The sequence below is a fragment of the Streptomyces sp. Root1304 genome (genome assembly GCF_001426405.1).
GTDB lineage: Bacteria > Actinomycetota > Actinomycetes > Streptomycetales > Streptomycetaceae > Streptomyces.
Map to the genome: position 1 here is coordinate 22,819 of NZ_LMEP01000025.1, position 21,181 is coordinate 43,999.

Below are 21,181 nucleotides of genomic sequence, written 5' to 3' on the forward strand. Positions count from 1 at the left end.
CTGCCCCGGGGTTGCCCGCGCCGATTAGGGTGGAAGGGCCCCGCCCACCACGGCACAAGGGTGCTCGACCACACCAGGAGGCAAAGTGAACGGCGATCGCGACGAGATCCACGGGGGTTGGAATCCGCCCGCCGACGATCAGTCCGACGCGGATTCCGCCGAGATGACGGGTGAGTTCACGATCGACTACACCCCGCCCGCCTGGTACACGCAGAACGCTTCGGGCGGTACGGGGGCGGGCGGCGCGACGCCTCCGCCGCCGCACGGAGCACCCGTCCCGGTGCCGGGCCTTCCGGCGGGCAGCGGCTTCGAGCCGAGCTGGAACCAGGGACCGGCGGTGCCGCCCGCGCCGTCGGCGGGTCAGCCGCCCGTGTCGCCCTCGGCCCCGATGCCGGGTGCGGAGCACGTGGGCGGGCAGCCTGTCGGGACGCCGCCGGCGGGGGTGCCCGCGGTGGGCGGACAGCCCGTGGGGATGCCTCCGGCCACCGGGGGGCCCTTCGCGGCGCCTCCGGCCGTCACTCCGCCGGCCACTCCGGCTCCGGTCGCCGCCCCTCAGGTCGCCACTCCCCCTGTCACTCCGGCTCCGGTCGTCCCGGCACCGGTCGCCGCTCACGACCCCTCGTCGTCGGGTGACTTCCCGCCGGCCGCCCCGCTGCCGAGCGCGCCGGCGCCTGCGGCCTCGTTCGGTGGCGGGGACGTCGAGAGCGGCGCGACCATGCGCTTCTCCCCCGCCGCCCTCCAGCGCGAGATCGCGGACCGTACGGCCGAGGCCTCGGCCACCGGTGCGGCGGCGCCCGGCACCGCCCCCGTCGGAACCTCCGACGCTGATGCCGGTCCGGCCGGGAACCAGGACCGGGGCCAGGACGGCGACCCGGCCGCCGCCGAGAACGCCCCCGCGTCCGGCTCCGACGTGCCCGAGCCCGCCGAGCCCGCCGATGTCGTCGCCTCCGCCGAGCCGAGCGACGCCACCGACACGACCGGGTCCGGCACCGGGACCGCCGCCGCTGCGGACGCCCCCGAGGCCGACGGCGAGGTCTCGCCCGAGGCCACCGCCGACACGGATGCCAATGCGGACGCCGAGGCCGAGTCCGCCGACGCGGTCACGGACTCCGGCACCGACTCGGCGCCGGTCGCCGACTCCCTCCCCGCGGAGGCCCCCGGCGACCAGACGGCCCAGGACACCACGCCCGTGGCCGACACCGCACCGGCCGCGCCGCCTGCCGCGCCCGCGCCGTACCCGCCGGCCGACGGCGCCCAGCCGCAGGCCCCCGGGCCGTATCCCGGCGCCCCGCAGCCCCCGTTCTCCCCGGCCGACCCGCAGACCGGCGCCGGTGCCGGGCTTCCGCCGCTGCCGCCGTCCTTCCAGCCGGCCGCCCCCGGGCCCGCCCAGCAGTGGCCCGCGCAGCCCGCGCCCGGCGCCCAGCCGGTGCCCCCGGCCGCGCCGTTGCCGCCCACCGCCGCCTGGCCCGCCCCCGCGACGCCCGGCGCGCCCGGCCCCGTACCGCCGCAGGCCCAGCCGCAGGCACCCGGCGCGTACGGCTACCCGCAGCCGCAGCCCGTGCCGGAGTCCGAGCAGCCCCCGCAGGCCCAGCCCCAGCCGCCCGGCGCCTACGGCTACCCGCAGGCGCCGCAGACTCCGCAGCCCCCGGCCCCCGCGCCGCAGCAGGGCGGCTACGGCTTCCCGCATCCCGGGACCCCTCCGCAACAGGCCGGTTACGGCTACCCCCCGCAGCCCGGCGCCCCCGGTGGCGTGCCGCCGCAGGCGCAGGGCGGGTACGGCTACCCGCACCCCGCCGCCGTACCGCCGCAGGCCGCGGCCCCCCAGCCGCCGCACGACGGTCAGCCGCCGGTGGACCCGCGGACCGGGGCCGCCTGGCCCTCGCCCGTGACGCACGACCAGCGGGAGCGTTCCGTGCCGGGCGCCCCGCTCGGGTACAACGCGGCCGTCGAGCTCTCCTCCGACCGGCTGCTCCGGAACAACAAGCAGAAGCCCAAGTCGAGCCGGACGCCCGGCGGCGCCGCGCGCTTCAAGCTGGGCGGGAAGAAGGAGGAGGCGGAGCGGCAGCGCAAGCTGGACCTGATCCGTACGCCGGTCCTCTCCTGCTACCGGATCGCGGTCATCTCGCTCAAGGGCGGTGTCGGCAAGACCACGACGACGACCGCGCTCGGTGCGACGCTGGCGACCGAGCGGCAGGACAAGATCCTGGCGATCGACGCCAACCCGGACGCCGGCACGCTCGGCCGCCGGGTGCGGCGCGAGACCGGGGCGACCATCCGCGACCTGGTGCAGGCGATCCCGTACCTGCACTCGTACATGGACATCCGCCGGTTCACCTCGCAGGCGCCGTCCGGTCTGGAGATCCTCGCCAACGACGTGGACCCGGCCGTCTCGACGACCTTCAACGACGAGGACTACCGGCGGGCGATCGACGTCCTGGGCAAGCAGTACCCGATCATCCTCACCGACTCGGGCACGGGTCTGCTCTACAGCGCGATGCGCGGGGTGCTCGACCTCGCCGATCAGCTGATCATCATCTCGACGCCGTCCGTGGACGGCGCGTCCAGCGCCTCGACGACCCTGGACTGGCTCTCCGCGCACGGCTACGCCGACCTGGTGCAGCGCTCGATCACGGTCATCTCGGGTGTCCGTGAGACCGGCAAGATGATCAAGGTCGAGGACATCGTGCAGCACTTCCAGACCCGCTGCCGCGGCGTCGTGGTCGTGCCCTTCGACGAGCACCTGTCGGCCGGTGCCGAGGTGGACCTCGACATGATGCGGCCGAAGACCCGGGAGGCGTACTTCCACCTCTCGGCGATGGTCGCCGAGGACTTCGTCCGGGCGCAGCAGGCGCAGGGCCTGTGGACCGGCGACGGCCAGGGGGCGCTGCCTCCGCACATGGCCCCGCCGATGCCGGGCCACCAGACGCCGGGCCAGCCCATGCCGGGTCAGCCCATGCCCGGTCAGCAGCCGATGCCGGGACAGCCGATGCCCGGTCAGCAGCCCCTGCCGGGGCAGTTCGCCCCCGGACAGCCGGTGCCGGGTCAGTTCGCCCCCGGGCAGCCCGCACCGGGTCAGCCGTACGGGGCCCAGCCGGCGCCCGGCCAGCCCTTCCCGGGCCAGCCCGGACAGCCCGTGCCCGGGCAGCAGGCCCCCGGTCAGCCGTACCCGCCGCAGCAGCCGTACGGTCAGCCGCCGGCGCAGGGCGGGCCCTACGGTGCCCAGCCCGCGCCCGGACAGCCCTACGGCGCCCAGCCGCTCCCCGGGCAGCAGATGCCGGGGCAGCCGATGCCCGGCCAGCAGCCCGTGCACGGTCAGCCGATGCCCGGTCAGCAGCCCGTCCCGGGTCAGCCGTACGGCGGACAGCCCGCGCCCGGACAGCCGTTCGGCGCGCCTCCCGGGCAGCCCGGCGCACCCCTGGGCCCGCAGCAGCCGGGGCCGGGGCAGCCACTGCCGCCGCAGGCCGATCCGCGGGATCACGGCCAGGGGAACGACGAGCAGGTCACGCCCCACAACTGGCCCCCGCAGGGGCCCGGACAGGCTCCGCCAGCCCCTCAGCAGTAAGGCGTCACAGGATTAGACCAATGAGGCCCCGTACCGGTCACCCGGTACGGGGCCTCTTGGCATTCCCGCAGTCCACAAGGGGTTTGAGGGATCGTTGACGACGGCAGACCACCGCTGATAAACCTTCGCTTCACCCAACGTCAGCCCAAGATCCACGACAGAACCCCGACGCGAGGTCACGTCCCATGGTCATGGTCACGAAGGCTCCACCCCGTCCCGCCCCCGCCGCCCACCGAGCCCTCCGTCTGCTGCTCGCCTGCGGTGTCACCGCCGTCTCGCTCGTGGCCGTCCCCGGAACCGCCGCCGCGGAGGACGACAAGTCCTCCGGGGGGACGACGCTCACCGTCGCCGTCTCGCAGAGCATCGACTCGCTCAGCCCGTTCCTGGCGCAGAAGCTCACCTCGACCAGCATCCACCGGCTGGCGTACGAGTACCTCACCAACTACGACCCGAAGGACGCCCACCCGGTCCCGGGCCTGGCGACCGCGTGGACCTCCTCGCCGGACAAGCTGACGTGGACGTACACGATCCGCAAGGACTCGATGTGGTCCGACGGGCAGCAGGCCACCGCCGAGGACGCGGCCTGGACCTTCAACAAGATGATGACCGACCCGAACGCGGCCACCGCCAACGGCAGCTTCACGGCCAACTTCGCTCAGGTCACCGCCCCCGACCCGCAGACGCTCGTGATCCGGCTGAAGAAGCCGCAGGCGACGATGACGGCGCTCGACGTGCCGATCGTGCCGAAGCACGTCTGGGAGAAGGTCGGCGACTTCTCGAAGTTCAACAACGACAAGCAGTTCCCCATCGTGGGCAACGGCCCGTTCGTCATCACGGACTTCAAGGTCGACCAGTACATCAAGCTCAAGCCGAACAAGAAGTTCTGGCGGGGCGCGCCGAAGTTCGACGAGCTGGTCTTCAAGTACTACAAGGACGGGGACGCCGCCGTCGCCGCCCTCCAGAAGGGCGAGGTGTCCTTCGTACCGAACCTGACGCCGGCCCAGGCCGCCGCCCTGAAGACCCAGCAGGACATCAAGGTCAACGACGCCCCGGGCCGCCGCTTCTACGCCCTCGCCACGAACCCGGGCGCGAAGGCCCAGGACGGCAAGGCCTTCGGCAACGGGCACAAGGCGCTGCTCGACCCGGAGGTGCGCAAGGCGCTCTTCCTCGCGATCGACCGCGCCACCCTCGTCGACAAGGTCTTCCAGGGCCACGCCGTCGAGGGCGAGGGCTACATCCCGCCGCGCTTCGGCTCGTACTTCTGGAAGCCGGAGACCGCGCAGAAGCGGGCGTACGACCCCGCCGCCGCGGAGCAGGTCCTCGACGCGGCCGGGTACCGGAAGAACGCCGCGGGCAAGCGGGTCGGCAAGGACGGCAGGCCGCTGGACTTCCGCATCCTGTGCCACGCCACCGACCCCAACGACAAGGCGGTCGGCAAGTACCTCCAGGAGTGGTGGGGGAAGCTGGGCATCGGGCTGAAGGTGGAGTGCCTGGACAGCGTCTCCGACCCGTGGGTCAAGGGTGACTACGACCTCGCCTTCGACGGCTGGTCGGTCAACCCCGACCCGGACTACGTCCTGTCGATCCACACCTGCGGCACCCTGCCGGCGACGCCGAAGGACTCCGGGGCCACCGACAACTTCATCTGCGACCCGCAGTTCGACGGGCTCTACGCGCAGCAGGCGGTGGAGTACGACGCCGCCAAGCGGGCGGATCTGGTCAAGCGGATGCAGTCCCGGCTGTACGACACGGGGTACATGAACGTCATGGCCTATCCGAACGCCCTTGAGGCGTACCGCACGGACCAGATCAAGTCCATCACGACCATGCCCGAGGCCGCCGGGAACCTGTGGGGCCAGGACGGCTACTGGAGCTGGTGGTCGGCCGTGCCCGCGGCCTCCGCGTCCGGGGACTCCGGCGACGGCGGCTCGTCCACCGGTGTGATCATCGGGATCGGCTCGGCCGTGGTGGTCGTGGTCGGACTCGGCGTCTTCCTGGGCATGCGCCGCCGCTCCACCGCCGACGACCGCGAGTAGTACGTGACGACGGCAAGCACCCCCGCCGACGTGGCGCGGGCCGAGAAGGCCCGCGCCACGGACGGCGCATCCCGCACCGGTTCCTCCCTCGGCTATCTCCGTCACGCGGCGGGGAAGCTGGGCGGCGCGCTCGTCTCGCTCTTCGCCGTTCTCGTCACCAGCTTCTTCCTGTTCCGGATCATCCCCGGTGACCCGGTGAAGGCGATGACGCACGGCGTGCCCACCTCAGCCGAACAACTCGCGACGCTACGAAGGCAGTTCGGGCTCGACCTGCCGCTGTGGCAGCAGTTCACCGACTACTGCGCCAAGGCGCTGAGCGGTGACCTCGGCACCTCGTTCCAGTTCCGCGCCCCCGTCGGGGACCTGATCGCGGAGAAGCTGCCGGCGACACTGCTCCTCACCGGCGTCGCCGTGGTCATCTACTCGGCGCTCGGGCTGTGGCTCGGCACCCGCTCGGCCTGGCGGCACGGCGGCCTCGGCGACAAGCTGAACACCGGGATCGCGCTGACCCTGTGGTCGGTGCCCTCGTTCTGGCTGGGCCTGCTGCTCATCATCGTGTTCTCGGTGGGCATCGGCCCGATCCCCGGGCTCTTCCCCACCGGCGGCATGGAGTCCGGCACCGGCGAGACCGGTTTCGCGTACGTCCTCGACGTCGCCCACCACCTCGTCCTGCCGGTCGTGACGCTCGTGGCGGTCGGCTACGCGCAGACCCTGCTCGTGATGCGCTCCTCGCTGCTCGACGAGATGGGCGGCGACTATCTGACGACGGCGCGGGCGAAGGGGCTGCGCGACGACGACGTGCGCCGCCGGCACGCCGTGCCGAACGCGCTCCTGCCGACGGTCACCATGATCTTCATCAATCTCGGGCATGTGGCCGCCGGATCGATCCTGGTGGAGACGGTCTTCTCCTGGCCGGGGCTCGGCGGGCTGTTCTACCAGGCGCTGAGCGTGCCCGACCTGCCGCTCGTCCAGGGCCTGTTCGTCGTCTTCGCCGGAGCGATGATCCTGATGAACCTGGTCGCCGACCTGCTCTATCCGCTGCTCGACCCCCGGGTGGGCCGATGACCTCTCTCACATGGGAACGCCGACGGGGCACCGTCGCCCGCTTCTGGCGCGGCTACCGCGGCCACCGCGCCGGGCTCTACGGCCTGGCCGGGCTCGCCCTGATCGCGCTGCTCGCGCTCGCCGCGCCGCTGCTCGTCGGCGCCGACGTGCAGTCGGTGACGGAGGCGCCCGGTACGGCCATGGAGCCGCCGAGCGCCGAATTCCCTCTCGGCACCGACCAGTTCGGGCGCTCGCTGCTCGGTCTGCTGATCTGGGGCGCGCGGATCTCGCTGCTCGTCGGGCTGCTCGCGGCGGTCCTCTCGGTGGCCATCGGGACGCTGGTGGGGATCATCGCCGGGCACTACGGCGGCTGGTTCTCGACGGTCGTCATGCGGATCACCGACTGGTTCCTGGTGATGCCGACCCTCGTCCTCGCGATCGTGCTCGCCACCGTCATGTCCCGGTCGATGTGGACGGTGGTCCTGGCCATCGGGGTGACCTCCTGGCCGACCACCGCCCGCCTGGTGCGGGCCCAGACGATCGCCGTCGAGTCCCGCCCGTACATCGAGCGGGCGACGGCGCTCGGCGGCGGCCACGGACACGTCATGAGCAGGCACGTCCTGCCCAACGTGATGCCGCTGGTGCTCGCGCAGACCACGCTCGGCATCTCCACCGCCATCCTCACCGAGGCGACCCTCGCCTTCCTCGGGCTCGGCGACCCCACGGTGGTCTCCTGGGGCGGGATGCTCCAGGACGCGCGCGAGGCGGGCGCGGTCTCCTCCGGGCACTGGTGGTACCTGGCCCCGCCCGGCATCGCCATCGCCCTGGTCGCGCTGGCGTTCACCCTGTGCGGCCGGGCGGTCGAGTCCGTGCTCAACCCGAAGCTGGGGGTGGGGCGATGAGCCTCCTCGACGTACGGGACCTCCGTGTGACGTACGGGACGGGCGCGAACGCCGTGCCCGCCGTGCGCGGGGTCGACCTGACCCTGGAGGCGGGCAGCAAGCTGGGGGTGGCCGGCGAGTCCGGCTGCGGCAAGTCCACGCTGGCGCTCGCGCTGCTGCGGCTGCTTCCCCCGTCGGCGCGGGTCGAGGGCGAGATCCGGCTCGACGGCGACGACGTCCTCGCCATGAAGTGGGGGCGGCTGCGGGCCGTGCGCTGGGCGGGCGCGTCGATCGTCTTCCAGGGCGCGATGCACTCGCTCAACGCGGTGCACCGCATCGGGGACCAGATCGCCGAACCGATGCTCGTCCACGGCCGGGCGACCCCGGCGGCCGCCCGGAAGCGGGCGGGTGAGCTACTGGAACACGTCGGGCTGCCGGCCGGCCGCGCGGCTGCCTACCCGCACGAGCTGTCCGGCGGCCAGCGGCAGCGCGTGATGATCGCGATGGCCCTCGCCTGCGATCCCCGGCTGATCGTCGCGGACGAGCCGACGACCGCGCTCGACGTGATGATCCAGGCGCAGATCCTGCGGCTGATCGAGCGGCTCGTCGCGGAACAGTCCATCAGCCTCCTGATGATCAGCCACGACCTGGCCGTCCTCGCCGACACCTGCGACCGGCTCGCCGTGATGTACGCGGGCCGGGTCGTCGAGGAGGGGCCGGCGCGGGCGGTGTACGAGGCGGCCGAGCACCCGTACGGGCGGGCGCTGTCCTCGGCGTTCCCGCGCGTCGGTGACCTCGCGTCCCGGCGGGCGCCGCGCGGACTGCCGGGCGACCCGCCGGACCCGGCCGACCTGCCCGGCGGCTGCACCTTCCGTCCGCGCTGCCCGGTGGCGGTGGACGCGTGCGCGGAGCACGACCAGGAACTGCGGGAGGCGGGCACGGCGCACCGGGCCGCCTGCGTCCATGTGGGGAGCACGTCATGAGCACGGAGACGGCCGGGGGCACGGAGACGGCGGGAGGTACGGGCACGGCCGGGGGCCCGCTGCTGTCGGCGCGGGGGCTGCACGTCACGTTCCCCGGGCGGCGCGGCGCGGCCCCGGCACGCGCGGTCGACGGGGTCGACCTGGACATCGGCGCGGGCGAGATCGTGGCCCTCGTCGGGGAGTCCGGCTGCGGCAAGACGACGCTGGCCCGCTCGCTCCTCGGCCTGGTCCGGCCGACCTCGGGCACGGTCGCCTTCGACGGGAAGCCGCTCGGGTACTCCTCCGGGGCGCTCAAGGCCTACCGGAAGCGGGCGCAGCTGGTCCTCCAGGACCCGAGCGGTTCGCTGAACCCCCGGCACACCGTGTACGACGCGGTGGCGGAGGGGCTGCGGATCCACGGCTACGCGGGCGACGAGCGGGAGGCGGTCGCCGGGGCCCTGGCACGGGCCGGGCTGCGGCCACCGGAACGCTTCTTCCTGCGCTACCCGCACGAACTGTCCGGCGGGCAGCGGCAGCGGGTCGTCATCGCCGGAGCCCTCGTCCTGGAGCCCGAACTCATCGTGGCCGACGAGCCGGTGGCCTCCCTCGACGCGTCGGTGCGCGGCGAGATCCTGGCGCTGCTGCTGCGCCTGCGGGACGAACTCGGGCTCTCCGCGCTGGTGGTGACCCACGACCTGGGTCTCGCGTGGAACATCGCGGACCGGGTGGCGGTGATGTACCTGGGCCGGGTGGTGGAGACCGGCACGGTGGAGTCCGTCCTGACGAACCCGCGACACCCCTACACACAGGCGCTGTTGTCGGTGCTCCCGGAGTCGGAGGGCGATCCGGTGGTCCTGACCGGCGAACCGCCGGATCCCTCCCGCGTCCCGTCCGGCTGCCGCTTCCACGCCCGCTGTCAGGTCCTGGCCTCGGGGGAGGCGGCCGAGGTGGAGCACCTCTGCCGCAACGAGAACCTGCCGATCCTGACCACGGGCGGCGGACGGGCGGTGGCGTGCCACTGGGCGACGCGGGGGGCGACGGTCTGAGGGGGGAAGCGCCCGGGCCCGGGGGCGATCCCCCGGGCCCGGGCGTTCAGATCGGCGTACGGGGCGCGGGCTCAGCCGGCGGAGGGGTTCTCCCGGTCGTACGCGTCCGTCAGCTCGCGGCACCGCTTCACGTCGGCGGCCATCGCCTGGAGCAGATCGTCCAGGGTGTCGAACTTCAGCATCCCGCGGACGTACTCCAGGAAGTCCACGGCGACGTGGAGCCCGTACAGGTCGAGGCCCTCGCGGTCGATCGCGTACGCCTCGACGGTCCGCTCGGTGCCGTCGAACTGCGGGTTCGTGCCGACCGAGATGGCCGCCGGCATCCGCTCCCCCGCGGCCGTCAGCCACCCGGCGTACACGCCGTCCGCCGGGATCGCGGTGTGCGGCAGCGTCTCGACGTTGGCCGTCGGGAAGCCCAGCTCCCGGCCGCGCTGCGCGCCGCGGACCACGATGCCCTCGACGCGGTGCGGGCGGCCGAGGATCTCGGCGGCGCCGGCGATGTCGCCCTCGGCGACGAGCCGGCGGGTGAGGGTGGAGGAGAAGGGCTGGCCGCCGCCGGCCGCGCCGCTGACGTACAGGTCGACGACCTCGACCTCGTAGTCGTAGGTGGCGCCCAGCTCGGACAGGAAGGCGACGTTCCCCGCGGCCCGGTGGCCGAAGCGGAAGTTGGGGCCCTCGATGACGGCCTTCGCGTGCAGCTTGTCGACGAGCACCTTGACGATGAAGTCGGCCGGGGACAGCTGCGAGAACTCGGCCGTGAACGGCAGCACGAGCACCGCGTCCACCCCGAGACCGGCCATCAGCTCGGCTCGCCGGTGGTGCGGGGCGAGCAGCGGCGGGTGGCTGCCGGGCCGTACGACCTCGGAGGGGTGCGGGTCGAAGGTGACGACGACCGAGGGCACGCCGAGCTCGCGCGCGCGGTCCACCGCCCGCCCGATGATCAGCTGGTGTCCGCGGTGCACCCCGTCGTAGGAGCCGATGGTGACGACGCTGCGCCCCCAGTCCTGGGGGATGTCCTCCAAGCCACGCCAGCGCTGCACTGTGACCGCTCCTCGTCCGCCTGTTCGCCCTGTTCGCCTTTACGCAGGTCTAAGACTGCCATGCCCGCGGCCGTCGGTTCGCATCGGCATGGAAGTGCTGTGGTCCGGCAGGGCCCGGACGGTGTCCGGGCCGAGCAGTGGCGCCCACTCGCCGGGGGCCGCGACCGTCCAGGCGGCGAGCAGCGCGGCGAAGGCGGGATGCGTGCCGACGAGCCCCGCGAGCGCCCGGTCGAGGCGTCCCGCCCCTTCGGGCGTACGGCTCCACAGGGCGCCGGTCCGGTGGGTCAGCTCGCGGGTACGGGGCTCGCTGCGCCGCTCCGCGCCCTCGGCGGCGGCCGTCAGGAGGGCGTCGAGGACGGAGTGCTCGCCGGTGGCGGCCTCGTACCGCTCGTGCTCCAGGAGTACGTCGAGCAACTCGGCCCTCATATGGCGGGAGGCGCCGGTGCCGGGGGCGGCGAGGACGGGGGCGAGGGCGCGGCGGACGGCGGCGGGGCGGCCCCGGAGCAGGCCCACGACCAGCGGGAAGAGCACGGCCCTGGCCGCGGGTCCGTCCTCGAAGCGGCGGTCGACGAACGCGGCCACGTGCCTGGCGCCCTCGGGGTGACGGGCGGTGTAGTCGCGGACGAGGGCGGCGATCCGGCGGGTGAGGGCGGGCGTGTCGACCTCGGCGAGGGCCCGCAGGGCGGCGGCGGGGGCCTCGCCGGCGCCGTACAGCCTCGCCCGGAAGGCGGCGAGCACCGGCCCGGGGTCGGTCGCCAGGGCGTCGACGAGGGCCCGCGCGGGCACCCGTGGCTCGGCGAGGGCGCGGGGCAGGTGCCGGGCGCGGCTGTGCGGGTCGCGGACGAGGAGGCCGAGGGCGGCGCCGTGGAGGGTCCGGTCGGCGGGGCGCGCGAGGAGGGCGAGGGCGGCGTAGCGGAGGAGTTCGCGGTCGGCGGGGCGGGTGGCGTGACCGGCGACGTGGTGCCCGTGCGCGGCGGCGGCGGCGCGCCGCTCGGGGCGCCCGTCGTCGTGGGCCCAGCGGTCGACGGCCCGGCAGACGGCGGAGGGCTCGTCCTCGGCGAGCGCGACGAGGAGGCCTTCGGCGAGGGGGTGGGCGGTGGAGACGAGCGCCTCGCAGAGATCGTCGACGGCGAGCGCCCGATGGGCGTGCAGCAGGGCCTCGGCGGCGGTGGCGACGGTGGCGTACGGACCGAGGGGAAGGACCCGCTCGTCACCGAACCACCGGCAGAGGAGGGGCTGGACGCCACGGGGATCGGCGACGAGCAGAGCGGCGACGGTGTCGAGCACGCGGGCGGCGGGGGCCGCACAGGGCTGGTGGCGGGCTCCGGAACCGGCACCGGCCGCCGGCGGGGCGTGGTCGGCGGGAGCCGGGACACCGTCGTCCCCGGATGCGACCTCGGCACCCGCGGGCCACGCGCGGCCGAACCCCGGGGCACCGTCTCCGGAGCCGGCCTCGGCACCTCCCGGCCGCACGTGGCCGGGACCCGGGGCACTCTCCCCTGCGCCGTCGGGCCACGCATCGGCGGTGGTGCCGGCGTCGGTCGGCCACTGGCCGGGCGTGGTCCCGGCGACGGGGCCCGGGGTGGTCCCGGCGACTGCGGCGGGCGGCCGCTCGCCGCCGGACAACGGGCCTGCGGCCGGTGGCGGGTCGGAGGGGACGAGGCGGCGGAGGAGGTCGATCCGTTCGTCCTCGCCCAGCGGGAGTCCCAGCCAGAAGTCCGGGCCGAACGCGGCGAACACGGGGTGCCACTCCGCCCGTGCGCCGATCAGGTCGGCGAGGAGCCGCAGGACCGGCAGGTACGGCCGGAGGTCCGGCAGCCGGCGCACACTCTCGCCGAACAGCCGTGCGGCCCACCAGGGCCCGTCGCCAGGGCCGCCGCGGTCGCCCTCGGCGAACCCGGAGAGGGCGCCGGCCAGGAGGCGCAGCCGGGGGACGAGGGCGTCGGGCCCGTGCTCGCGATGAAGCAGCAGGAGCGCCTGGAGCACGGGCCCGATCCGATGACGCGGAACGGGCGGAGAGCCGCCGGAGTCACCCCGGGGCCGTGGCACACCGGCGGCGGCCCCCGCCGCCCCTCCCGTGCGTCTCGCGTGGCGTCCTGGCCCCCTGCCCGGAGGGCGGCCCTCCCCCGTGTGGTCCTCGGCCGGTGCCCCGCCGTGCCTCCCCGTCCCCGTCCCCGTCGGGCCCAGCAGGGCCCTCAGCGCCCCGTCCACGTCCAGGTGCGCCGCCTGCAGCCAGTCGCCCAGTTCCTCGTGGGCGAAGCGGTAGCCCGTGCCCGCCGGGGTGAGGAGGCCTTCCGTCAGGACGGCCGGGGCCCAGCCCTCCCTCCAGGGGAAGAGCTCCTCGAACGAGGTCCGGTCGAGGACGCCGTGCCCGGGGCCCAGGCAGCGGCGCGCCGCCTCGTGGACCTGGCCCGTGACGCGCGCGGCGAGGCGGCGGACGGCGGTTCCCCGGGGCAGCGGCCGGGTTCCCGCCGCGATCCGGACGGCGATCCGCAGACACAGCAGGTCCAGGTGGGCGGTGAAGATCTCCTCGCGTCCGGGCCGCCCCGGCACGACGCCGGGCAGCGCGGCGCGCACCTCGGCGAGCAGCCGCAGGGCGAGCGGGTGGCGTGCGTCGGCCTCGGCGAGGTCCGTGTCGGCGAGGCCGTAGCCCTGGCGCACCGCCCGCGCCTCCGTCTCGGTGTACGGCCCGAGGACGAGCGCGGCGGGCAGCCCGGGGCCGGGCCCGGCGACCGTCCGGTGCAGCGCCTCCGGCGTGTAGAGCGCCCCGGCCTGCTCCCAGTGCTCGGGGCGGCAGGCGGTGACCAGGTGGACCCGGTGGGCGCGGAGCCAGTCCTCCGTGGCCGTGGTCCAGTCTGCGAGCCGGTGGGCGAGGAGCGGGGGCATCTCCTCGGGGCCGTCGAGGACGACGAGGAGCGGGCGGCCCGCGTCGCGGGCGAGGGCGGCGGCCCGCTCCGGGGTGGCGGTGCCGGTGTCGCCGGCCGCCCCCGAGGCGGCGACGATGCGCCCGGCCTGGTGCAGGGCGCGTCCGACGGCGTCGGCCAGGGACCGGTCCTCGGCGCGCAGGTCGGCGCCGCGGAGCCGGACGGTGGGGGCGGGCGCGACGCCCCGGGCGCGGCGGGCGCAGAGCGCGGCGAGGGCGGTGGTGCGTCCGGTGCCGGGGGCGCCGACGAGGGCGAGGACCGGCGCGTCGCCGGCGGTGAAGCGGGCGAACTCGCGTACACACTCGGGGCGTTCGACGGGTTCGGGCCAGGGGTCGGGCTCCGCCACGGGCCCGGTGGAGGTGGCGGTGAGTTCCAGGATCCCGGCGAGGTTGAGGTCGGGTCCGTAGGCGGGGACGGTGGCCGCGTTGCGCCGGAGGAGGGCGGTGAGGGGGCCTCGGGGGCGGAGCGGGACCGCGTATCCGGCGGCCGGCCGTTCGCCGTGCAGGGCGGTGCCGAGGACGGCGAGGACGGTGCCGGTGGCGGTGTCGAGGACGGGCCCGCCGGCCGCCTGTCCACCGGCCCGGAGGGCTTCCGCGCCCTCGGTGCCGATGGCGAGTTCGAGGGCGTCGGCGAGGGGGTGGAAGCGGTCGGCGGCGGTGTACGTGACGGCGGCGGGGCCGAGCACCCGCGCCTCGCGCCAGCCGTGGGCGGCGATCCGTACGTACGTGCCGGGTTCGGTCTCGTCCCGGGTGGCGACCGGCAGCGGCCGTACGTCGAGCCCTTCGGTGCGTACGAGGGCGAGCCCGCTCTCGGGCAGCGGGGTGACGGCCTCCGCCTCGGCGAGCCAGCTGCGGTCGCCGGGGGCCCGCACCAGGACACGGCTGAGCCCGTCGACGGCTTCGTGACTGGTGACGACCGTTCCGTGGTGGTCGGCGAGGAATCCGGTGCCGCGCGGCCGGCCCGCCAGATCGCAGATCCGTACCAGCGTCGCCAGGTCCCCGCGTCCCATGGGGGAGACGGTAGGCGCCCGGTGATCACGCGAAGCGCCACGGAGGCGAACGCGCCCCCCGGCACTCCCCCGTTCACTCCGAGCGCCTCCCTGATCGGGTGATTCTTCGGCGTCCACCGGACAGACTCCCCCGGGGGATACCCGAGGGGGGAAACACGGTGGGGCGGACACGCGCGCGTGTCCGCCCCACCGTGAGCGTCCGGAGCAGTCCGGACAGCCGTCGTTCTCCGAAGCCGTCCGATCCTCCGGACAGCCGTGGAACCCCGTCTCAGCCGAAGACGGCGAGGCTCTTGGCCTTGCCCCGCTGCGCCTCGACGAGCGCCAGCAGCGTGCCCTCCGGCCCGTAGACCGCGACCGCGCCCGCCGGGTACTCCGGCATCTCCAGCCGGACGCCGTTGAGCAGCAGCTTGGCGCGCTTCTCGTCGACGTCCCACCGGGGGAACGCCGCCGCGGCCGCGTCGGCGACCGGCATGACCGTCAGCTCCTCCTGGAGCTGGTCGAGCGTCTTCGCCGAGTCCAGCTTGTACGGGCCGACCCGGGTGCGGCGCAGCGCGGTCAGGTGCCCGCCCACGCCCAGGCCCGCGCCGAGGTCCCGGGCGAGCGCCCGGATGTACGTACCGGAGGAGCAGACGACGGAGACGACCAGGTCGACGACGGGCGTGCCGTCCTCGGCGGTGGCCTCGCGGACGTCGTACACCTGGAAGGAGGAGACGGTGACCGGGCGGGCCGGGATCTCGAACTCCTCGCCGCCGCGCACGCGCGCGTACGACCGCTTGCCGTCGATCTTGATCGCGGAGACCTTCGACGGCACCTGCATGATGGCGCCGGTCAGCTCGGCGACGCCCGCGTCGATGCCTTCGCGGGTGACCTTCGAAGCGTCGACCGACGCCGTGATCTCGCCCTCGGCGTCGTCGGTGATCGTCGTCTGGCCCAGCCGGATGGTGCCCAGGTACTCCTTCTCGGTCAGCGCGAGGTGACCGAGGAGCTTGGTCGCCCGCTCCACGCCGAGGACGAGGACGCCGGTGGCCATGGGGTCGAGCGTGCCCGCGTGGCCGACCCGGCGGGTCTTCGCGATCCCGCGCATCTTGGCCACGACGTCGTGCGAGGTGAATCCCGACGGCTTGTCGACGATGACCAGGCCGTCGGGAGTCTTTGCTGCGTTGCTCATTCGGCGGCTTCGTCCTCGCCCGGCTTCTTGTAGGGGTCGGCCTCGCCCGCGAAGGCGGCGCCCGAGGACGCCTCCCGCACCTGGGCGTCGGAGGCCCGCGCCTTGTCGAGGAGGTCCTCGATCGTCTTGGCGTTCTCCGGGAGGGCATCGGCCACGAAGGCCAGGGTCGGGGTGAACTTGGTCCCGGCCGCGCGGCCCACGGCCGAACGGAGGATGCCCTTGGCGCTCTCCAGGCCGGCGGCGGCGCTCGCCCGCTCCTCCTCGTCGCCGTAGACCGTGTAGAAGACCGTGGCCTCCCGCAGGTCGCCGGTGACGCGGGTGTCCGTGATGGTCACGTGCGTGCCCAGGCGGGGGTCCTTGATGCCGCGCTGCAGCTTCTCGGCGACCACCTCCCGGATGAGGTCTGCCAGCTTCTTCGCCCGCGCGTTGTCGGCCACTGGTCCTTCTCCTTCTTCGCCTTGCTCAAATCAGTCTTCATCAGTGTGGAGCCTGCGGCGCACCGACAGCAGCTCCACCTCGGGACGTGCGGCGACGAGCCGCTCACAGCGGTCGAGCACGTCCGATACGAACCCCGGATCCCCGGACACCAGCGCGACGCCCAGCCGGGCCCTGCGGTGGAGGTCCTGGTCGCCCACCTCGGCCGCGCTCACGGAGAACTTCCGCTGGAGCTCGGCGACGATCGGTTTGACGACGGAGCGTTTCTCCTTCAGCGAATGGACGTCGCCGAGGAGCAGATCGAAGGACAGTGTCCCCACATACATGGATGTCCGGATGTCCCGCCGGTTCGGGTTCGGTGCTCCCGCCGACCACTCGGCGGGCACACCCGAAACCGTACACGCAACGGCCGGGGCCGATCGACGGAATACTTTCCGCCGACCGGCCCCGGCTCACTGCTGCGATCGGACGCGATCAGGCGCGCGGCTTCTCGCGCATCTCGTACGTCGCGATGACGTCGTCGATCTTGATGTCGTTGAAGTTTCCGAGGTTGATACCGCCCTCGAAGCCTTCGCGGATCTCGGTGACGTCGTCCTTGAAGCGGCGCAGACCGTGGATCGTGAGGTCCTCGGCGATGACCTTGCCGTCGCGGACGAGGCGCGCCTTGGTGTTGCGCTTGACCTCGCCGGAGCGGATGAGGACACCGGCGATGTTGCCCAGCTTGGACGAGCGGAAGACCTCGCGGATCTCCGCCGTACCGAGCTCGACCTCTTCGTACTCCGGCTTGAGGAGGCCCTTGAGCGCCGCCTCGATCTCCTCGATGGCCTGGTAGATCACCGAGTAGTACCGGACGTCGACGCCTTCGCGCTCCGCCATCTGCGCCGCGCGGCCCGCAGCGCGGACGTTGTAGCCGATGACGATGGCGTCGGAGCCCATGGCCAGGTCGATGTCCGACTCGGTCACCGCACCCACACCGCGGTGCAGGACGCGGATGTCGACCTCTTCGCCGACGTCGAGCTGGAGCAGCGAAGCCTCCAGGGCCTCGACCGCACCGGACGCGTCGCCCTTGATGATGAGGTTGAGTTCCTGGACCAGACCGGCCTTGAGCACCTTGTCGAGGTCCTCGAGGGACACCCGGCGGACGCGCTTGGCGAAGGCGGCGTTGCGCTCACGCGCAGCGCGCTTCTCGGCGATCTGGCGGGCCGTACGGTCCTCGTCGACCACCAGGAGGTTGTCGCCGGCACCCGGGACGTTCGTGAGACCGAGCACCAGGACGGGAGTCGACGGGGTCGCCTCCTCGACGTTGTTGCCCTTGTCGTCGAGCATCGCCCGGACGCGGCCGTACGCGTCGCCGACCACCACGGTGTCGCCGATGCGCAGCGTTCCGCGCTGGACCAGGACGGTCGAGACGGCACCGCGACCGCGGTCGAGGTGGGACTCGATCGCAATACCCTGCGCGTCCTGGTTCGGGTTGGCCCGCAGGTCGAGCGAGGCGTCCGCGGTGAGGACCACGGCCTCCAGCAGGGAGTCGATGTGCAGACCCTGCTTGGCGGAGATGTCGACGAACATCGTGTCGCCGCCGTACTCCTCGGCCACCAGACCGAACTCGGTCAGCTGACCGCGGACCTTGGTCGGGTCCGCACCCTCGACGTCGATCTTGTTGACCGCGACGACGATCGGGACGCCGGCGGCCTTGGCGTGGTTGAGCGCCTCGATCGTCTGCGGCATGACGCCGTCGTTGGCCGCGACCACGAGGATCGCGATGTCGGTCGACTTCGCACCACGGGCACGCATGGCGGTGAACGCCTCGTGACCCGGGGTGTCGATGAAGGTGATGCGACGCTCTTCGCCGTTGACCTCGGTACCCACCTGGTAGGCACCGATGTGCTGGGTGATGCCACCGGCCTCGCCCGCGACGACGTTCGTCTTGCGGATCGCGTCGAGCAGTCGGGTCTTACCGTGGTCGACGTGACCCATGACGGTGACGACCGGCGGACGGGAGACCAGAGCCTCTTCGCCGCCCTCGTCCTCGCCGAACTCGATGTCGAAGGACTCGAGGAGCTCGCGGTCCTCCTCCTCCGGCGAGACGATCTGAACGGTGTAGTTCATCTCCTCGCCGAGCATCGTCAGCGTGTCGTCGGAGACGGACTGCGTCGCCGTGACCATCTCACCGAGGTTCATCATCACCGCGACGAGCGACGCCGGGTTGGCGCCGATCTTCTCGGCGAAGTCGGTGAGGGAGGCACCGCGCGACAGTCGGATGACCTCGCCGCCACCGCGGGGAAGCATCACGCCGCCCACGGACGGGGCCTGCATGGCCTCGTACTCCTGGCGCCTCTGACGCTTCGACTTGCGACCGCGACGCGCGGGACCGCCGGGGCGACCGAAGGCGCCCTGCGTGCCACCACGTCCACCCGGACCACCGGGACGGCCACCGAAGCCACCGGGACGACCGCCGAAGCCGCCGCCACCGCCGCCGGGACCACCCGGACGACCGCCGCCGCCACCGGGACCACCGGGACGACCGGCGAAGCCGCCGCCGCCACCGCCGGGACCGGCCGGACGACCGGCGAAGCCGGGACGACCGCCGCCGCCACCGCCGGGACCACCCGGACGGCCGCCGGGGCCACCGGGACCACGGCCGCCGGGACCGGGACGCGGGCCGGCAGCGGGACGCTGCGGCATCATGCCCGGGTTCGGACGGTTACCGCCGGGCGCGCCGCCCGGACGGGGAGCCTGCGGACGAGGCATCCCACCGGGGGTGGGACGGGCGCCGCCCTGACCCTGCGGGCGCGGGGCGCCGCCGGGGCCACCCTGCGGACGCGGGGCGCCCGGAGCCGCACCGGGGCCGCCGGGACGGGGAGCGCCGCCACCCGGACGGGGCGTCTGCGGACGCGCCATGCCGGTGGAGCCACCCGAGGTGAAGGGGTTGTTGCCCGGCCGGGGACCGGCCGGACGGGCACCGCCCGGACGGGGGGCCTGCTGGCCGCCGGGGCGCGGGGCGCCCTGACCCTGCGGGCGGGGGGCCTGCTGGCCACCCGGACGCGCGGGACGCTCGCCGGCGGGGCGGGCGCCCTGGGCGGAGCCACCGGGACGCTGACCGGCGGCGGGAGCCGACGGGGGCGCGGTGAACTCGGGGGCGGCCGGAGCCGGCGTGACCGGCTTGGGCGCGGGCTTCGGGCCCGGGCGGGGGCCCGAGGCGGCCGGAGCCTGAGAGGGGGTGCTGCTCGCGGGCGCGGCCGCCGGAGTGACCGGGGCCGGCGCCGCAGGCGCGGCGGGGGCCGGCTTGGGGGCCGGGGCGCCGGGCTTCGGGGCAGCGGGACGAGCCGCGGCGGCCGGAGACGGCGCCGCGGGGGAGGGCGCCGCCTTGCGGGGCGCGCCGGGCTTGGCAGCGGTCTTGCCGGCGTTGCCGCCGGGACCCTGCAAAGCGTCAGTCAACTTGCGCACGACCGGCGCCTCGATCGTCGAGGACGCCGAACGGACGAATTCACCGAGTTCCTGGAGCTTGGCCATGACGACCTTGCTCTCCACACCGAACTCCTTGGCGAGTTCGTATACCCGGACCTTAGCCACTTTGCTCCTTTGTGAGGTCCGGTTACCGCCGGACCGTCGCTACTTCATGGGCGTACTCATCGCGTACTCATCGAGTGCTCATCGCAATCTCGACCTACTTCCAACTCGCGAGGTACCTGACCGCACGGTGTTCCGTGCCGTACTTCTTCACTGCGGTGCCGGCCGTTCGACGTGGTGACGGAGTTCCGCGGTGTCGAGCGGGCCCTGGACCCTGAAGGCCCTCGGCAACGCTCGGCGGCGGACCGCCAGGTCGAGACAAGCCTCGGCGGGGTGCAGGTACGCACCCCGGCCGGGCAGCGTACCGCGATGATCAGGAACGCACTCGTCCTTGTCCATCACGATCCGCAGCAGATCGCTCTTGGCCGCTCGCTCCCGGCATCCCACACAGGTTCGCTCAGGGCACGCGCGGGCATGCGTCCGGCCAGACACGATTAAGTCTACCTCCCCGTACCGACCTCACCTGTTTGGGGCAAGAATCGAACAGTTGTTGGCCAAAAACGGTCTCAGTCCTGCGGACCGTCCTGCTCCGTGTCCGGCCGGATGTCGATCCGCCAGCCGGTGAGGCGCGCGGCGAGGCGGGCGTTCTGGCCCTCCTTGCCGATCGCCAGCGACAGCTGGTAGTCCGGCACGGTGACCCGCGCGGAGCGGGCCGCCATGTCGACGACCTCGACCCGGGAGACACGGGCCGGGGAGAGCGCGTTCGCCACCATCTCGGCCGGGTCGTCCGACCAGTCGACGATGTCGATCTTCTCGCCGAGCAGCTCCGCCATCACGTTGCGGACGCGGCTGCCCATCGGGCCGATGCAGGCGCCCTTGGGGTTCAGACCGGAGCGGGTGGACCGGACCGCGATCTTGGTGCGGTGGCCGGCCTCACGGGCGATGGCCGTGATCTCGACGGAACCGTCGGCGATCTCCGGGACCTCCAGGGCGAAGAGCTTCTTCACCAGATTGGGGTGGGTCCGCGAAAGGGTGACGGACGGACCGCGCACACCCTTCGCCACCCGCACGACGTACGTCCGCAGCCGCAGACCGTGCGTGTAGTCCTCGCCCGGCACCTGCTCCTGGACCGGGAGGATGGCCTCCAGCTTGTCGTCCAGACGGACCAGGACGTTCTTCGGGTCCTTGCCCTGCTGCACCACACCGGCGACGACATCGCCCTCTCGGCGCGCGTACTCGCCGAACGTCACGTCGTTCTCGGCGTCCCGCAGCCGCTGCTGGATCACCTGGCGGGCGGTGCTCGCCGCGATCCGGCCGAAGTCCGACGGGGTGTCGTCGAAGTCCTTGGGCTCCTGGCCCTCCTCCAGCTCGGAGGGGTCTTCCTTCGCCCACACCGTCACGTGACCGGTCAGCCGGTCCAGCTCCACGCGCGCGTGGCGGCGGGCGTCGGGGGTGCGGTGGTACGCGATGAGGAGGGCCGACTCGATCGCCTCGACCAACAGGTCGAAGGAGATCTCCTTCTCATGCGCCAAGCCCTTGAGCAGCTTCACGTCGATGTCCACGG

Annotated in this window: 14 protein-coding genes; 6 read left to right on the forward strand and 8 right to left on the reverse strand. The window is 73.8% G+C overall.

The genetic code is table 11. The annotated features are described in order from the left end of the window. Window positions 1–85 precede the first annotated feature (85 nt). From ASD33_RS26765 to ASD33_RS26790, 6 genes are all read left to right on the forward strand, one after another. On the forward strand, window positions 86–3,562 hold the full coding sequence (locus tag ASD33_RS26765) for an SCO5717 family growth-regulating ATPase (RefSeq protein WP_056565827.1): 3,477 nt from the start codon (window positions 86–88) through the stop codon (window positions 3,560–3,562). A gap of 191 nt (window positions 3,563–3,753) precedes the next feature. Next, window positions 3,754–5,598: an ABC transporter substrate-binding protein gene (locus ASD33_RS26770; protein ID WP_056567092.1), complete on the forward strand. Its 1,845-nt coding sequence runs from the start codon at window positions 3,754–3,756 to the stop codon at window positions 5,596–5,598. A gap of 3 nt (window positions 5,599–5,601) precedes the next feature. Next, window positions 5,602–6,663, forward strand: coding sequence for an ABC transporter permease (locus ASD33_RS26775; RefSeq protein WP_056565829.1), 1,062 nt, complete (start codon window positions 5,602–5,604; stop codon window positions 6,661–6,663). After that, window positions 6,660–7,544, forward strand: a complete 885-nt coding sequence (locus ASD33_RS26780) for an ABC transporter permease (protein ID WP_056565832.1) — start codon at window positions 6,660–6,662, stop codon at window positions 7,542–7,544. The genes ASD33_RS26775 and ASD33_RS26780 overlap by 4 nt, the downstream gene beginning before the upstream one ends. Then, complete coding sequence (locus ASD33_RS26785; protein WP_056565835.1) at window positions 7,541–8,506, forward strand: ABC transporter ATP-binding protein; 966 nt, start codon at window positions 7,541–7,543, stop codon at window positions 8,504–8,506. Before ASD33_RS26780 ends, ASD33_RS26785 begins: the two co-directional genes overlap by 4 nt. After that, on the forward strand, window positions 8,503–9,531 hold the full coding sequence (locus tag ASD33_RS26790) for an ABC transporter ATP-binding protein (RefSeq protein WP_242426914.1): 1,029 nt from the start codon (window positions 8,503–8,505) through the stop codon (window positions 9,529–9,531). The genes ASD33_RS26785 and ASD33_RS26790 overlap by 4 nt, the downstream gene beginning before the upstream one ends. Window positions 9,532–9,602: 71 nt before the next feature. Here the strand turns inward: ASD33_RS26790 and ASD33_RS26795 are convergent, their stop codons facing one another. The 8 genes from ASD33_RS26795 to nusA form a co-directional block, all read right to left on the reverse strand. Further along, window positions 9,603–10,571: a bifunctional riboflavin kinase/FAD synthetase gene (locus ASD33_RS26795; RefSeq protein WP_079045048.1), complete on the reverse strand. Its 969-nt coding sequence runs from the start codon at window positions 10,569–10,571 to the stop codon at window positions 9,603–9,605. A gap of 39 nt (window positions 10,572–10,610) precedes the next feature. Beyond that, window positions 10,611–14,504 (reverse strand): serine protease, encoded by a 3,894-nt coding sequence (locus tag ASD33_RS26800; protein ID WP_056565841.1) that lies wholly within the window; start codon window positions 14,502–14,504, stop codon window positions 10,611–10,613. A 268-nt stretch (window positions 14,505–14,772) separates the two neighbouring features. After that, the gene (gene truB, locus ASD33_RS26805; protein ID WP_056565845.1) at window positions 14,773–15,672 is read right to left on the reverse strand and encodes a tRNA pseudouridine(55) synthase TruB; all 900 of its coding nucleotides are present in this window, start codon (window positions 15,670–15,672) and stop codon (window positions 14,773–14,775) included. After that, complete coding sequence (gene rbfA, locus ASD33_RS26810) at window positions 15,669–16,109, reverse strand: 30S ribosome-binding factor RbfA (RefSeq protein WP_056565849.1); 441 nt, start codon at window positions 16,107–16,109, stop codon at window positions 15,669–15,671. The genes truB and rbfA overlap by 4 nt, the downstream gene beginning before the upstream one ends. A gap of 30 nt (window positions 16,110–16,139) precedes the next feature. Next, entirely contained in the window at window positions 16,140–16,433 is a 294-nt protein-coding gene (locus ASD33_RS26815; RefSeq protein ID WP_056565852.1) for a DUF503 domain-containing protein, read from the reverse strand. 148 nt (window positions 16,434–16,581) lie between these two features. Continuing rightward, window positions 16,582–19,680 (reverse strand): translation initiation factor IF-2, encoded by a 3,099-nt coding sequence (infB, locus tag ASD33_RS34575; protein ID WP_079045049.1) that lies wholly within the window; start codon window positions 19,678–19,680, stop codon window positions 16,582–16,584. Window positions 19,681–19,827: 147 nt separating this feature from the next. Then, on the reverse strand, window positions 19,828–20,109 hold the full coding sequence (locus ASD33_RS34580) for a YlxR family protein (protein WP_079045050.1): 282 nt from the start codon (window positions 20,107–20,109) through the stop codon (window positions 19,828–19,830). Window positions 20,110–20,183: 74 nt separating this feature from the next. After that, window positions 20,184–21,179 carry a transcription termination factor NusA gene (nusA, locus tag ASD33_RS26825; protein ID WP_056565858.1) on the reverse strand — a complete coding sequence of 332 codons (996 nt, stop codon included), beginning with the start codon at window positions 21,177–21,179 and terminating at the stop codon, window positions 20,184–20,186. Window positions 21,180–21,181: the final 2 nt, after the last annotated feature.